15 protein-coding genes are annotated in these 12,509 nt (G+C 68.3%); 11 read left to right on the plus strand and 4 right to left on the minus strand.

All coding sequences use genetic code 11. From position 1 onward, the window contains the following. Positions 1–282: 282 nt before the first annotated feature. Positions 283–1,245, minus strand: coding sequence for a glycosyltransferase family 2 protein (locus VNN10_01715; protein HXH20716.1), 963 nt, complete (start codon positions 1,243–1,245; stop codon positions 283–285). Positions 1,246–1,305: 60 nt separating this feature from the next. Continuing rightward, positions 1,306–1,965 carry a PHP domain-containing protein gene (locus VNN10_01720; protein ID HXH20717.1) on the minus strand — a complete coding sequence of 220 codons (660 nt, stop codon included), beginning with the start codon at positions 1,963–1,965 and terminating at the stop codon, positions 1,306–1,308. A 107-nt stretch (positions 1,966–2,072) separates the two neighbouring features. Here VNN10_01720 and VNN10_01725 point away from each other — a divergent pair, with 107 nt between their 5' ends. Continuing rightward, on the plus strand, positions 2,073–2,699 hold the full coding sequence (locus VNN10_01725; protein HXH20718.1) for a TetR/AcrR family transcriptional regulator: 627 nt from the start codon (positions 2,073–2,075) through the stop codon (positions 2,697–2,699). 54 nt (positions 2,700–2,753) lie between these two features. Further along, complete coding sequence (locus VNN10_01730) at positions 2,754–3,554, plus strand: MBL fold metallo-hydrolase (GenBank protein HXH20719.1); 801 nt, start codon at positions 2,754–2,756, stop codon at positions 3,552–3,554. Between the two features lie 69 nt (positions 3,555–3,623). On the opposite strand, the gene VNN10_01735 is transcribed toward VNN10_01730, so the two are convergent. Further along, the gene (locus tag VNN10_01735; GenBank protein HXH20720.1) at positions 3,624–4,247 is read right to left on the minus strand and encodes a hypothetical protein; all 624 of its coding nucleotides are present in this window, start codon (positions 4,245–4,247) and stop codon (positions 3,624–3,626) included. Between the two features lie 43 nt (positions 4,248–4,290). On the opposite strand from VNN10_01735, the gene VNN10_01740 reads away from it, so the two are divergent. Both VNN10_01740 and VNN10_01745 read left to right on the plus strand, forming a co-directional pair. Next, on the plus strand, positions 4,291–5,247 hold the full coding sequence (locus tag VNN10_01740) for a GNAT family N-acetyltransferase (GenBank protein HXH20721.1): 957 nt from the start codon (positions 4,291–4,293) through the stop codon (positions 5,245–5,247). Positions 5,248–5,281: 34 nt separating this feature from the next. Further along, positions 5,282–5,545, plus strand: coding sequence for a hypothetical protein (locus VNN10_01745; protein HXH20722.1), 264 nt, complete (start codon positions 5,282–5,284; stop codon positions 5,543–5,545). 50 nt (positions 5,546–5,595) lie between these two features. Here the strand turns inward: VNN10_01745 and nudC are convergent, their stop codons facing one another. Next, the gene (gene nudC, locus VNN10_01750) at positions 5,596–6,522 is read right to left on the minus strand and encodes an NAD(+) diphosphatase (GenBank protein HXH20723.1); all 927 of its coding nucleotides are present in this window, start codon (positions 6,520–6,522) and stop codon (positions 5,596–5,598) included. Between the two features lie 86 nt (positions 6,523–6,608). Here nudC and mutM point away from each other — a divergent pair, with 86 nt between their 5' ends. The 7 genes from mutM to VNN10_01785 all read left to right on the plus strand — a co-directional run bounded on the left by mutM (position 6,609) and on the right by VNN10_01785 (position 12,453). Further along, positions 6,609–7,421, plus strand: coding sequence for a bifunctional DNA-formamidopyrimidine glycosylase/DNA-(apurinic or apyrimidinic site) lyase (mutM, locus tag VNN10_01755; protein ID HXH20724.1), 813 nt, complete (start codon positions 6,609–6,611; stop codon positions 7,419–7,421). Further along, positions 7,418–7,786 carry a hypothetical protein gene (locus tag VNN10_01760; GenBank protein HXH20725.1) on the plus strand — a complete coding sequence of 123 codons (369 nt, stop codon included), beginning with the start codon at positions 7,418–7,420 and terminating at the stop codon, positions 7,784–7,786. The genes mutM and VNN10_01760 overlap by 4 nt, the downstream gene beginning before the upstream one ends. Before the next feature lie 12 nt (positions 7,787–7,798). Continuing rightward, positions 7,799–8,605 carry a hypothetical protein gene (locus tag VNN10_01765; GenBank protein ID HXH20726.1) on the plus strand — a complete coding sequence of 269 codons (807 nt, stop codon included), beginning with the start codon at positions 7,799–7,801 and terminating at the stop codon, positions 8,603–8,605. Continuing rightward, complete coding sequence (locus VNN10_01770) at positions 8,602–9,057, plus strand: hypothetical protein (protein ID HXH20727.1); 456 nt, start codon at positions 8,602–8,604, stop codon at positions 9,055–9,057. Before VNN10_01765 ends, VNN10_01770 begins: the two co-directional genes overlap by 4 nt. Before the next feature lie 142 nt (positions 9,058–9,199). Next, complete coding sequence (locus VNN10_01775) at positions 9,200–10,201, plus strand: P1 family peptidase (protein ID HXH20728.1); 1,002 nt, start codon at positions 9,200–9,202, stop codon at positions 10,199–10,201. A 108-nt stretch (positions 10,202–10,309) separates the two neighbouring features. Further along, positions 10,310–11,347, plus strand: a complete 1,038-nt coding sequence (locus VNN10_01780; GenBank protein ID HXH20729.1) for an alpha/beta fold hydrolase — start codon at positions 10,310–10,312, stop codon at positions 11,345–11,347. Positions 11,348–11,367: 20 nt separating this feature from the next. Then, positions 11,368–12,453 (plus strand): alpha/beta fold hydrolase, encoded by a 1,086-nt coding sequence (locus VNN10_01785; protein HXH20730.1) that lies wholly within the window; start codon positions 11,368–11,370, stop codon positions 12,451–12,453. Positions 12,454–12,509 lie beyond the last annotated feature (56 nt).

Here is a 12,509-nt window from a genome sequence, read left to right on the forward strand (position 1 = left end):
AGGCGTTAACGTCGGGCGATGAAGGAGGTGGCGCTATGCAGCAGACCTATCAGTGCAGGCAGTGCGGCCAGAGCTTCCGCTCCCAGCAGGAGTTGGAGGAGCACACCAGGCGCACGCACGGCCAGCAGCACAGCTAGGAGGAGGCAAGGGGGCGCCGCCAGGCGCCCCCTTTCGCACCGGAAACCTCATGCAGGTACACTTCCCCGTCCTCGTCCTGTCGCTTGCCCTCATGCTCCTGCTGTGGTTGGCCTGAGGTTCCGTGCCCGGGCATGAGCGCGCGGCCTAGGCCGGAGCAGGGGGTGGGGCTGAGGTCTTTCCCTCCAGCACGTAGAGGCGGAAGCCGTCCCAGAGACCGCGCAGGTAAGACGGGATGCCGCGCGGGCGCCCGTGAATGGCCATCTGCAGCGAGTAGTACGGGAACCTAACCAGGAGCTGGCCCGCGAAGTAGGGCACAAAGCGGATGCCGGGCGACCAACGCCTCCCGAGCAGAATGCTGCCCCTGGCGTAGTGATAGGCCTGCGCGGGCGAAAGCACGTTGGAGCCGCGGAAGCCCGCGCTCGCGGAGACCTTGTGCGCGGTGAGTGGCCGGCCGCAGACCCGGATGCGATAGCCCAGCGACCTCAGCCGCAGGCACCAATCGATGTCTTCCAGTCCCAGAAAGAAGGCCTCGTCCAGGAGGCCGGCCCGGCGAAAGGCTTCGGCCGGCGTCAGGGCGCTGCAGTTCGGGACGTAATCGCTCTCGAAGAGCCTGCCCAGCCGCTTGGAGGCCGCGGTCACGGGTCTCGAGAGGTAGACGTGCCGGGCCAGCCCGAGAAAGCGGTTGTACACCGCGCCCGCGAACCAGAGGCGCTCCCGGTTCTCGTAGTAAGTGATTAGCGGTGAGATCGTGCCCAGGCGGGGCTCCGCCTCGAAAGCCGGCAGGAGGGCATCCAGCAACCCTGGGTCGACGACGACGTCATTGTTCAGGAGCAGGACGTACTCGGCGCCCTGCGCCAGCGCTTCGCGGATGCCGGCGTTGTAGCCGGCCGCAACGCCGAGGTTGGCATGGTTGCGCACGAACTTCGCCCTGCCGCCCCAGACCCCTTCCAACCTCTCGGCGGAACTGTCCGTCGAGCCGTTGTCGACCACGACGACCGACAGGCGCTGGTAGTGCAGGTTCGCCACTGACCGCAGGCACTCATCCGTGTCCGAGAAGTTGTTCCAGGTCAGGACGACGGCGGCAACCGGCGGGGCTTCGTCGCGCATAAGAGGGACTCGCGGCGAGTCTAGCCCATTCCCCCAGCCTCGTATACGAGCCCGGCTCGGCTAGCCGGCGGTGAGCACCCCTTCGCCCACCAGGCTCACAGGCCGGAATCGCCCTGCTCGCAGCTCCTCGATGAGGTCCTCGATGGACTCGATGGTGTTGATGAACTCGGTGGCGCACTTGCCGATGTCCGCGATCGCATGGGCGTCGCTTCCGGCGGTGCCGGGCATGCGCATGTAGTCGCAAAGCCGTGCCGAGAATGTGTTCTCCTTCACGCTGCCGCGGCCGTTGATGCGCTCCAGGGCCACGCAGTGCTGGTAGGCGGTGTTGCGGGAAGCGCGCTCCAGGGCCTCCTCGTAGTCCCTCTCCTCCCGCACCACCCACGGCATCTGGCGCCGGTAGGGGTGGGCCGCGACCATGGCGCCCCGCGACTCGCGGATGTACTCCGCCAGCTCCAGGGAGCGGTGCATCCCGTAGACGTACTTCTCCAGCCCGTAGCACAGCATGTGGCCGTCTTCGGTATTGATCTCGATTGCTGGCAGGACCAGGAAGTTGTGCCTCTTCGCCAGCTCCCGTACCTTTTCCGGCTCCCAGAAGTAGTCGTGCTCCGACAGGCAGATCCCGTCCAGGCCCGCCTTCTTCGATCTTTCTATGAGCTCGTCCGCGGTCAGATAGGAGTCCCAGGACAGAGGCCTGGTGTGCGTGTGCAGGTCTATGAGCATTAATGGGAATTCTAAGCGGCGCCCGCCGCAAAACGCGAATGGGCGGCCGTGGAGGGCCACAGCCGGGCGTTGACTCTTGATTTAAGTGAGTGTACTATTCGCTCAATATGGCGCCCCGACGATACCAGATGTCCAGACGCGCGGCCAACGTAGAGCAAACCCGGCGCCGCATCGTCGAGGCTACGATGGCGCTGCACGCCGAGAAGGGCGTGCTCGACACGACCGTCGCCGACATCGCTGCCCGCGCTGACGTCGCCGTCGGCACCATCTACCGCCACTTTCCCACGCTCGATGACCTCGTCGACGCCTGCGGCCAGGCAACGTGGGAGCTTGCCGCGCCGCCTTCGATTGCTGTCTTCGCGGACCTGGACTCACTCGAAGAGCGGGTACGGCGCCTGTTCCTAGCCTTCGGCGACGTCTACCAGCGTTTGAGCGAGCTCGGGATGGACCACGCCGCCGTCCGCGTGGAAGGCAAGAAAGTGGCGCCGGTTGCGCGGTGGTTCGCCGCCTGGGACGAGCTGCACCAGGCCATGGTGCGCGCCGCCCTGGGCGGCGACGAAGACGGCGTCGAGGACCAGACGGCCGCTGCCGTGCTCCGGGTCCTGTCTGGCTGGGAAGCCTGGCGTGGCCTCAATGAGGCCGGCCTGCCCGGCAGCGAGGCGGTAGCCCTGCTGGCGGAGATCGCGCTGTCTTGGCTGGCAGGCCGGTCCCGGAAGGAGGTGCGTCCGCCCTAGATCATTGCCCGGCGAAAACCGTAAGAGCGAACAACCGCGAAAGGAACAAGGGAGTTGGACACCGCCTATAAAGCCACCGACGAAGTGCATGTGTTCCCGGTCAATCTGCCCATCCCCGGCCTCGGCTTTCTGCCGATCAACGCTTTCCTCCTCAAATCGCGCGAGCCCGTACTTATCGATACCGGCCTCGGTGTCGAGCGGAATAACTTCATCGCGGCGCTGGAGTCGGTCATCGACCCGCGCGAGCTGCGCTGGGTCTGGCTGACGCACGACGATGCCGACCACACCGGGGCGATCCAGGAGGTGATGCGCATTGCGCCGAACGCGAAACTCGTCACGCACGCCCTGGCCGCGATGCGCATGAGCACCTGGTGGGACGTGCCGTTGGACCGCGTTCACGCCATCGGCCCGGGCCAGAAGCTGGACGTGGGCGACCGAACGCTGGTGGGTTTTGCCCCGCCCGTCTTCGACAACCCGATGTCCACCGGCATCTACGACGCCAAGTCAGGCATCCTGTTCAGCGTCGATTCCTTCGGGGCGCTAATAGACGCGCCGGCCCAGGATGCGAAGGATGTCCCGCAGGACGTGCTTGCCCAGGGCATGGTCGCGTGGGCGACCGAGGACTCACCATGGACCAGCCTCGTGGACGAGCGGAAGTTTGGCGCCGTCCTCGAGGAGGTCAGGGCGCTCGGCCCGAAGATGATCCTGTCGTCGCACCTGCCGCCGGCCAGCAACCGGACCGAGGAGTTCTTGAAGCTCCTTGCCACCGTCCCGCGGGCCGAGCACATGCCCGCGCCCGATCAGGCCATGTTCAGCGAGATGGTCGCTCAGCTCACGGCGCCCGCGGGCGCCTAGAGGCCGGCACTGCATACACGAGGAGAGGCGGCACGGGGCGACGCCTCTCCTCGTGTTACGTTCGGCGGGTCATCGTCCGCCCCGCGTATCAAGTGCGCGCCCCTGGCTTCCGGCCGCGCCCACGAGAGCCAGCCAGCCCGCGAGCGCTGCCATTTTCTCGCGATCCGTCCAGGGAGGCCCGAGGCCAGCGCCCATGGCGGACAACCGTACATTCAGTTCGTGCATCCGGAGATCGAGGGCCGCGGCGGCAAGGTCACGGGCCTCCACCTCCGGCACGAGCGTGGCGTTCAGGGCCGCGGCTTCGATGCCACGGAGCAACGCGTAGCGGTACAGTTCGCCTTCGGCAGCGTGCCATCCGGTGTGGGACATGCGGGCGTGTGTCGGCGGGTGCGGTGGCGGCCCTCGCTTTACGATCAGCCCTGCAGCCGCGAGTCCGTCTCCGGCCCTGCCGGCAAGGTCCCTGATCGCCGCCTCGGCAGCGCTGCAAGCCTCCGCCGCCACGTCCTCGATGAGCTGTCGCGCTTCCCGGGGACCTAGCCGCTGCGCCACGTGGTAGACCTGGGCTGGCAGCGTGGGTGGAAGGAGGCCGACCCGCTCTCGCTCGACGACTCGCAGCAGGCCGCCCTCTTCGACCTTCACGGCTACGGCGACCGCCCAGCCCGTGAATGCGCGAAGGCCGAGTGCCGTTGCCATGGACTGATGGTACATTGCCGTCTATCGAACCTGGAGGGGGCGAATGATAAGGGAAGAACGAGCGCGGCTCGTCGAGCGTTATCGCCGCGGTCATCGCGACATAATGTCGCTGCTGGCGTTGCCAGGGACCCTGCCTCTGGACTTCGCCCCGGAAGGGGAGTGGTCGGCGCGCCAGGTCGTGCACCATCTCGCCGACACCGAAGTCTTTCGCTGCACGCGCCTGAGGCGGCTCCTTTCCGAGGACCAGCCGCTGGTCCAGGCGTTCGATGAGTTGCGGCTCGCGGAGCGCGCCTACTACTCGCGGCCGATCGAGGCCTCACTGGCGCTCTTCGACGCCGGCGTGCGGTCCAGCCTCGAGTTCATCGACTCCATGACGGAGCAGGACTGGTCGAAGGAGGGCACCCATAGCGAGTTGGGACGCTTCAGCATGGAGGACTGGCTGGTGCGCGCCGCCGACCACCTCGCCCAGCACGCGGAGCAGTTGCGCCGCACGCTCGAGGCCGGCGGCGGACCGCTCGCCGTCACCGTCGAGCCGTTGGTGGCGGAGCGGCTGAAGCCCTGGCTTACGGACCTCCTCGCCCGCAACCACAGCGCGCGGGTCGTCAGCCGCGGCCGCATGTACTTCCCCGCCGAGCTTCCCGGGTTTGTCGCCAGAATCGGCGGCCGCCCGATTGCTCTGGCGACCTACCTCGTCGAGGGTGCCGAGTGTCAGCTCGTCACGCTGCACTCGGAGGTCGAGAACGTTGGCGCGGGCTCTGCGCTGATCGCGGCAGTCCGGGCCGAGGCCGCGAACGCCGGCTGCCGCCGCCTCTGGCTCATCACGACCAACGACAACACGCACGCCATCCGCTTCTATCAGCGCCGCGGCTTCCGTCTTGCCCACGCCCACGTCGGCGCTATCGACGCCGTGAGCCGCCCTCTGAAACCGGAGATCCCTTTCGCCGGCAACGACGGCATCCCCATCAGGGACGAGATCGAGATGGACCTCCTTCTGCCGTAACTGTCATAGCCGGGCCCTTCAGTCGTTTCTAGGTGTGAGGCTCAGGGACGAGCCGGTAACCGCGAAGGAGAGCGCCGTGCGAAACGATGAAGGCCACGCCCCGAGGGAGCAGGACAGACAGGACTATTTCCGGCTTGTCGATCATGACGCTGACGGGCTCGATGACGACGGCGCGGAACCGCTGGCGCCCGAGGTAATAGCCTCTCTAATCCAACTGCGGGAACGGCTGAAGGAGAAGCTCTTCGCCCCCAATCCCGCCACACGCACCCAGTGGAGCAGCCTCCGGCCCTCGAACTGACCGCGAAGTCCGGCAGGCCGCCTCGCCAGCAAAGACGCGCGGCTCCGGCGTTACTCCCGCATGCGTTCCTCGCACCAGGCCTTGATCAGGTGGTGCGCAATCGCGACCCGGCCGGGCACGGAGAAGCCGAGGTCGGGGCCAGGCGACACGATTGCCTTGTGGACCTCGTCGCGGTCGAACCAGCGGGCGCCGTCGATCTCGAAGGGGTCGATCACGAAGTCCTCGGACTGGACGCGGGCGAAGCAGCCCAGCATGAGCGACATCGAGAACGGCCACGGCTGTGAGGCGACATAACGCACCTCGTCCACATCGAGGCCGACCTCTTCCTTCACCTCGCGCCGCACAGCGTCCTCGAGCGACTCGCCCTGGTCGATGAAGCCCGCGAGCGCCGAATAGCTGTTCGGCGCCCAGTTCCGGCCCCGGCCCAGCAGGCAGCGGTTGCCGCGCCAGACCACCATGATCACCACCGGGTTGGTGCGCGGGAAGTGCTCCGTGCCGCACCCCGTACACTTCCGCATCAGGCCGGCGTCGTGCACCTCCGTCCGGTCGCCGCAGTTGGAGCAGTAGCCGTGCGTGGCGTGCCAATCGACTTGCGACTTCGCCTGCGCGACGATGCCGGCCTCCTGGGGCGGCAGCCGCGTCGCCAGGCTGCGCGCATCGGCGTAGCGCGCGCCCTCGAGGCCCAGCGCTTCCAGCGGCTCCGGCAGGGGCGAGACATCCACGGCAAAGTACGCCCGCCCATCGAGCTGCCCGAGCAGGTAGGACGGCGCGTCGTACTCCAGCGCCTGGACCTGCCCGGCTGTCGCCCACGCCAACACGGGCGAGGTCTCGTCACCCACCACCGGGATCTGAAGCCGCCACAACGGCAGGAACCGGCTATCGCGGTCTGTCCGCTTCGCCTCCAACCAGAGTGGGTCTCGCCGCTCCGCCGCGGCGCGGTCCAGCGGGTTGCCGGAAAAGGGGATGATGTCCGCCATACGTCTCCCTGGTGGAGCAATCATACCCGCCTCCTGGGCCGGGCTTGTATGATCTGGCCGACCGACCACACGACGAAAGCCGCCTCATGCCCGAACTGCCCGAAGTCGAGACCATACGCCGCGACCTCGAGCCGCGTCTCGTCGGGCGCCGCATCACCCGTGTGGAGATCGCGCCCGACCGCGTGCCGGTGCTCGAGGGCATCGACGAGGCCTCGTTCCGCGAGGGGGTCGCCGGTGCGCGCATCGAGGGCCTCGACCGGCGCGGCAAGTTCCTCATCTTCGAGCTCGACACCGGTTCAAGGCTCGTTGTCCACCTGCGCATGACGGGCAAGCTCCTGCTCGACAACGCGCCCCTGGCCGGCCACTTGCGCGCCACCTTCACCCTGGACGATGGCTCTACGCTGCGTTTCACCGACCTGCGCAAGTTCGGCCGCCTCTGGCTGGTCGGCTCCCTCACACCGCTCCTCGACAAGATCGGCCCGGAGCCCCTGAGCGAGGGGTTTGCCCTCGAGCACCTGGCGGCCGCGCTACTCAACCGCAAGGCTCCCGTGAAATCGGTGCTCCTCGACCAGCGTCGCATCGCCGGCATCGGCAACATCTACGCCGACGAGGCGCTCTTCGAAGCCGGCATCCTGCCGGCGCGCCAGGGGGGCGGCCTCAGCGGTGAGGAGGTGGCGCGCCTCCACGCAGCCATCCGCACCGTCCTCCTGCGCGGCGTCGAGAGCCGAGGCGCCAGCTTTCGGGACTACCTGGACGCATCCGGGGAGTCGGGAAGCATGCAGATGTACGTGAAGGTGTTCCGGCGCACCGGCAAGCCCTGCTACGTCTGCGGCGCCGGCATCGAGCGCACCAGGGTTGGCGGCCGCAGCACTCACTTCTGTCCCGTGTGCCAGCGATGAAGCCGCACCTGATCGATCCAACGGCACGCCTGCGGGACATAATCACCAGGGCTCTTTCCGGCTGCGCCTTCGAGCGTTCCGAGCGCTCGGACCCGGCCATGCTGGTCCTGCACGCCAGGCGAGGCGACGGCAGGCTCGTACACCTGCGCTTCCGTGGCGTAAAGGAGTCGTCCGCCTCCGCGGAGCCGGAGCCCGGGAGTCCTCTGGCGGTCAAGGGTGTGGGCAGTGCGACGCCGTTCTGGTCGCGCTTCCTGCCGGTCTTCCTCCGCACCGCCTCTCAAGCCTCGCGTGTTAGGATCGAAGCCGGGGCCGCGAGACTGGAGATCGTGTGCGAGGACGCGGAGTGGTGGGAGGACGGCGCCTAGGGGCCGGGCCGCATGGATAGCTTTCCGGTCCGCGGCGACCTGTGCGAGGACTGCGGCCTGGCCGCGCTCGAAGACGACGACTCTACCCGGTGCCCCGCCTGCTTCGAGCGTGAGCTCTATTCCCTCGACGTCGGTTTCCTCGATAGCTACCGCAAGTTCGGCGCCCGCGGCCGCCTCGTCGTCGCCGAGACCTGCATGCGCGGCCTCGTCCTCGCTTCGCCCGAGCATCGCAAGGTCCTGGCGATGCAGATCTTCGAGCAGTACGTCCTGGCGATGAGCGACCTCGTGGCCTTGTTCACCGCCCTGATGAACCGCGACAAAGCCCCGATCATGAAGACCTTCATGGAGTTCCGCCTCGACCACTCGAACGCCATGGAGTTTTTCGAGGCGGTCCAGGCAGTCAGCGACTTCGACCTGTGCCGGGCGCTCGGCCTGCCTCTCCCTGCCGAGGTGCCGTCTGCTTGCCCTCACCTCGACAAAGAGGACGCGTACCAGCTCTCCGTCTCCATACACCACCTTGTGCAGGACCTCCGCCGGACCACGGAGAAGGGCGGTGCGGCCGCCCTGGCGCTGGCCCAGGTCGCCGGGCAGCTGGGCGGCGCCGTAATCTCCCCGGACACTTCCTGGCTGGAGGGCGCGCGGCGGCTGCCTCCGGACCAGGTGGCGCTGCTCGTGCTTGATGGGCGCCGCCGCAGCATCCACGTCCAGGCTGTCTCGGCCGACGAAGACGTGATGGGCCGCGTCGTCGACGCCATCGACAGCGTGACCCGCGCTTCCTCCAACCTCATCTATTCCTATCTGCAGACCAACGATCTGTGAGGCGGCTGACCTGGCTCGCCGCCGCACTGCTGGTGCTGGCCTTTTCCGGCTGCGTCGACAATTCGATGCGGGCAGACGGGACGCCCCGCGCGCCGACGCCGGACCTGGATGCCGGGTTGCGCGGCCTTGCTTCCGGGACGCTGGACCTGCCGCTCGCCGCGGGGGAGACGCGGGACCTGGACCCCGTGAACATGGCCCTCAACCTCGGCCTCACACCGCCGGCCTGCGCCGACTTCGTGCTCGCCTTCACGTGGCAGGTGCGCTTCCCCCAGCCGGTGACGGACGCCCGCATCCACTTCGTCGGCGAGCGCATGGGCGGCACCTTCGAAGTCGGCGGTCCCGGTCCCGCTGGCGAGGCGACGGTGGGCTGCGCCCTTCTGCGCGCGATCAACGAGGGCCCTGTCGCGGTGGTGGTCCAGATGCGGTTCACGGTCGCGACCTCCCGCCGCTAGGCCTCCCGCGCCTTGCCCCGCGCGGCGGAAGCCCTCGCTTCACCGCCGCGGCCTCTTCGCCCGGTCCGGGGAACGCGCGCCTAGATTCAACAATGACGCTGGACTCTGGAACGAAGGGTGAGCGTCGCAGCATACTTCGCCCATGCCTGCGTCCGTCCGCCGTCTCGACAGCATCACGGACGTCAGCGGCCTGAAGGTCGGCCACTGGACTGACCGGCGCGCCGCCACCGGCTGCACCGTCGTCCTCTGCGAGCGCGGCGCGGTGCCCGGCGTCGACGTGCGCGGCGCTGCCCCCGGCAGCCGCGAGACCGACCTCATGCGCCCCGGCGCCCTGGTGGACCAGGTCCACGCCGTGCTGCTCACCGGCGGCAGCGCCTTCGGCCTCGACGCTGCCACGGGGGTAATGCGCTGGTGCGAGGAGCGCGGCATCGGTTACCGCTTCGGCGGCGCCTGCGTCCCCATCGTGGGCGCCGCGGTCCTCTTCGACCTCGGCATCGGCCGCGGTGCTGTCCGTCCGGACGCAGCCGCCGGTTACGCCGCCTGCCGGGCGGCGCGCTCCGGCCGCATCCCGGAAGGCAGCGTGGGCGCCGGGACGGGCGCGACCGTCGCGAAGCTGGGAGGCCCGGGCACGAGCCTCAAGGGAGGCATCGGGACGGCCAGCGAGGACGCCGGGAGCGGCATCGTGGTCGCCGCCCTCGTCGCCGTGAACGCGGCCGGCGAGGTCGTGGACAGCACCGATGGCAGCATCGTAGCCGGCTCACGCTCGGCCGGCGGCGGCTTCGCTCCCGCATACGACATCATCCGTCGCGGCGCCGAGCCGCCTCCGCCCGGCGAAAACACGACTATCGGTGTCGTTGCCACGAACGCGCGGCTGACGAAGGAGCAGGCGAACCGGCTCGCCGCCGTCGCCCACGACGGCCTCGCGCGCGCGATCCGGCCAGTACACACGATGTCAGACGGAGACACCATCTTTTCCCTTGCCACCGGCGATGTCGACCTGCCGCCTCGCGGCCAGCGCGCCATCGAGGCCCTGGGGGCGCTCGCCGTCGAGCGGGCGATCGTGAAGGCGGTGCGCGCCGCGAAGGGCCTCGCCGGCGTGCCGTCCGCCGCCGAGTGGCTCGCCGACCGCCCGTTCCGGGCGTGAGGCGCGGTAGCAGGCGGCGCCCGCGTCCGTAGCGCGGGCTCGGGGGATTACGTATTCCTACGCATATCACGCTCGCCCGCCGGCGGCGGCGCTATAATCGCGGCTACGATGCAGGCTCCTGCGGTCAGGTACGCGCGAACTTCTGACGGGTTCGCCATCGCCTACACGGTCGCCGGAAACGGCCCGCCATTTGTCTTCATGCCCTGGCCGTTCAGCCACCGCGGGTTGTGGTGGCAATCAGTTTTCGGGGGGCCGATTTCCGTAGCCCTCGCTCGGCGCTTTCGCCTCGTCCAGTACGACGCGCGTGGGCAGGGTATGTCGAGCCGCGGCCTCCCCGAAGACCACTCGCTCGATGACTACCTCCTGGACCTCGAGGCGGTTGTCGACCACCTGGGCCTGGATCGTTTCGTCCTTTATGGCGGACCTGTCTCCTCCCACGTCGCGGTCCGCTACGCGAGCACGAACCCGCACCGCGTGCGGGCCCTTGTGCTTGGCGACGTCACGGTACGAGGCGCCTGGGGTGGCGAGATCCCCGAATTCGACCAGCTCATGCGGCGTGACTGGGAGCTCTTCCTCCATACGATTGCCTCGAGCTTCTCCCTCTATGGAGCACCGGTTGAACTGAGCTATTGGCGCGAGTCCACGACTCAGGAAGACTGCATGCGGATGGGCAGGGCAGCGGCAGCTTCCGACATTTCTGCGCTTCTTCCCGCCCTAGCGGTTCCCACCCTCATCATCAACACCCGCCGCCTCAGGGAGGACAGCCCGGTAACCGCCCTGGCGAAGCAAGGACAAGCCATAGCCACGGCGATCCCCGATGCGCGCCTCATACTCGTCGATGGCTTTGCCCGTTGCTGGTACTCCACCGGGACGGAGCCGCCGCAAGCTGTCCAGCTCATCGAGGACTTCCTGCGCGGCCTGCCGGAAGCTGACCGCTCGCCCTGGCCGGTCGCCCCCGGCCTCTCCTCGCGCCAGCGAGAAGTCCTGGAGCTCCTCGCCGAGGGTAAGACCAACCGCGAAATCGCCGAGGAACTGGTCCTGAGCGAGCGCACCGTGCAGCGGCACGTCGCCGACATCTACGCCCGTATCGGCGCCCGCAACCGCGCGGAAGCCACCGCTTTCGTGCATCGGCGCGCGGTCGGGTAGCGGCTATAATCACGTCCACGATGGAGCCGCCGCCCGTCCAGTACGTCCGCACGCCGGATGGCTTCGACATCGCCTACACGGTCTCTGGCCAGGGCCTGCCCTTCGTATTCATGCCCTGGCCCTTCAGCCACCGCGACCTGTGGTGGCAGTCAGTTTTCGGGGGGCCGATTTCCGAGGCGCTGGCGCAGCGCTTCCGCCTGGTCCAGTACGACAGCCGCGGCCAGGGCATGTCCACTCGCGGCCTCCCCGAAGACCACTCGCTCGATGACTACCTCACCGACCTCGAGGCGGTCGTCGACCGGCTGCGGCTCGACCGCTTCATTCTGTTCGGTTGCCCGGTCTTCGGCCACGTCGCCGTCAAGTACGCCGTCCGCCGCCCCGAGCGCCTTCTGGCTCTGGTCATCGCCAACATCCTGGCGACCTCCGGCGCGCCTGTGGCTCCGCTGATTGCTGAAATGGCGCGGCGGGACTGGGATGCCTTCATCTACACGGTCGCCGCCTCGTTTTCGGTTGCTGGCGCGCCAATCGAGACCTCCTACTGGCGCGTCGCCACGAGTCGCGAGGACTTTCTCCTAATGGATGCCGCCGGCCGCGCCTCCAGAATCGACGACTTGCTGCCGCAGATAACGGTGCCGACCTTCGTGGGGACCAATCGCTTTCTCCGCGATGGTGTTACGCCAAACGCCGTGTTCGCCGCGAGCCAGAGAGTAGCAGCTATGGTCCCCAACGCGCGATTGGACATCGCCGAGACCGACGGCGCAGTCCTGCTGCCAGACGAGACGGGAGTCCCGCCCCTCGTACGCAGGATCGAGGCCTTCCTACACGACGTCGGCGTCCTGACGGCGGCAACCGCCACGCCCGCGAGTGACGAAGCCACGGGCGCGGGCCCCGACGCGGGTCTGGCCGACCATGGCCTCTCGCCACGTCAGCGGGAGGTCCTTCGTCTCGTGGCCGAAGGCAAGACGAACCGCGAAATCGCCGAGGACTTGGTCCTGAGCGAGCGCACCGTCCAGCGGCACGTCGCCGACATCTATGCCCGTATCGGCGCCCGTAACCGCGCCGAGGCGACCGCGATCGCCCTGGGCGGGTCTTTCACCGCGCCCTAGCGACGCCTCGTTTGGGCAGAAGTACCCAGGCTGCCAGGCCGAGGGCAGCCCGGCTT

The sequence above is a fragment of the Dehalococcoidia bacterium genome (assembly GCA_035574915.1).
In the GTDB taxonomy this organism is placed as follows: domain Bacteria; phylum Chloroflexota; class Dehalococcoidia; order DSTF01; family WHTK01; genus DATLYJ01.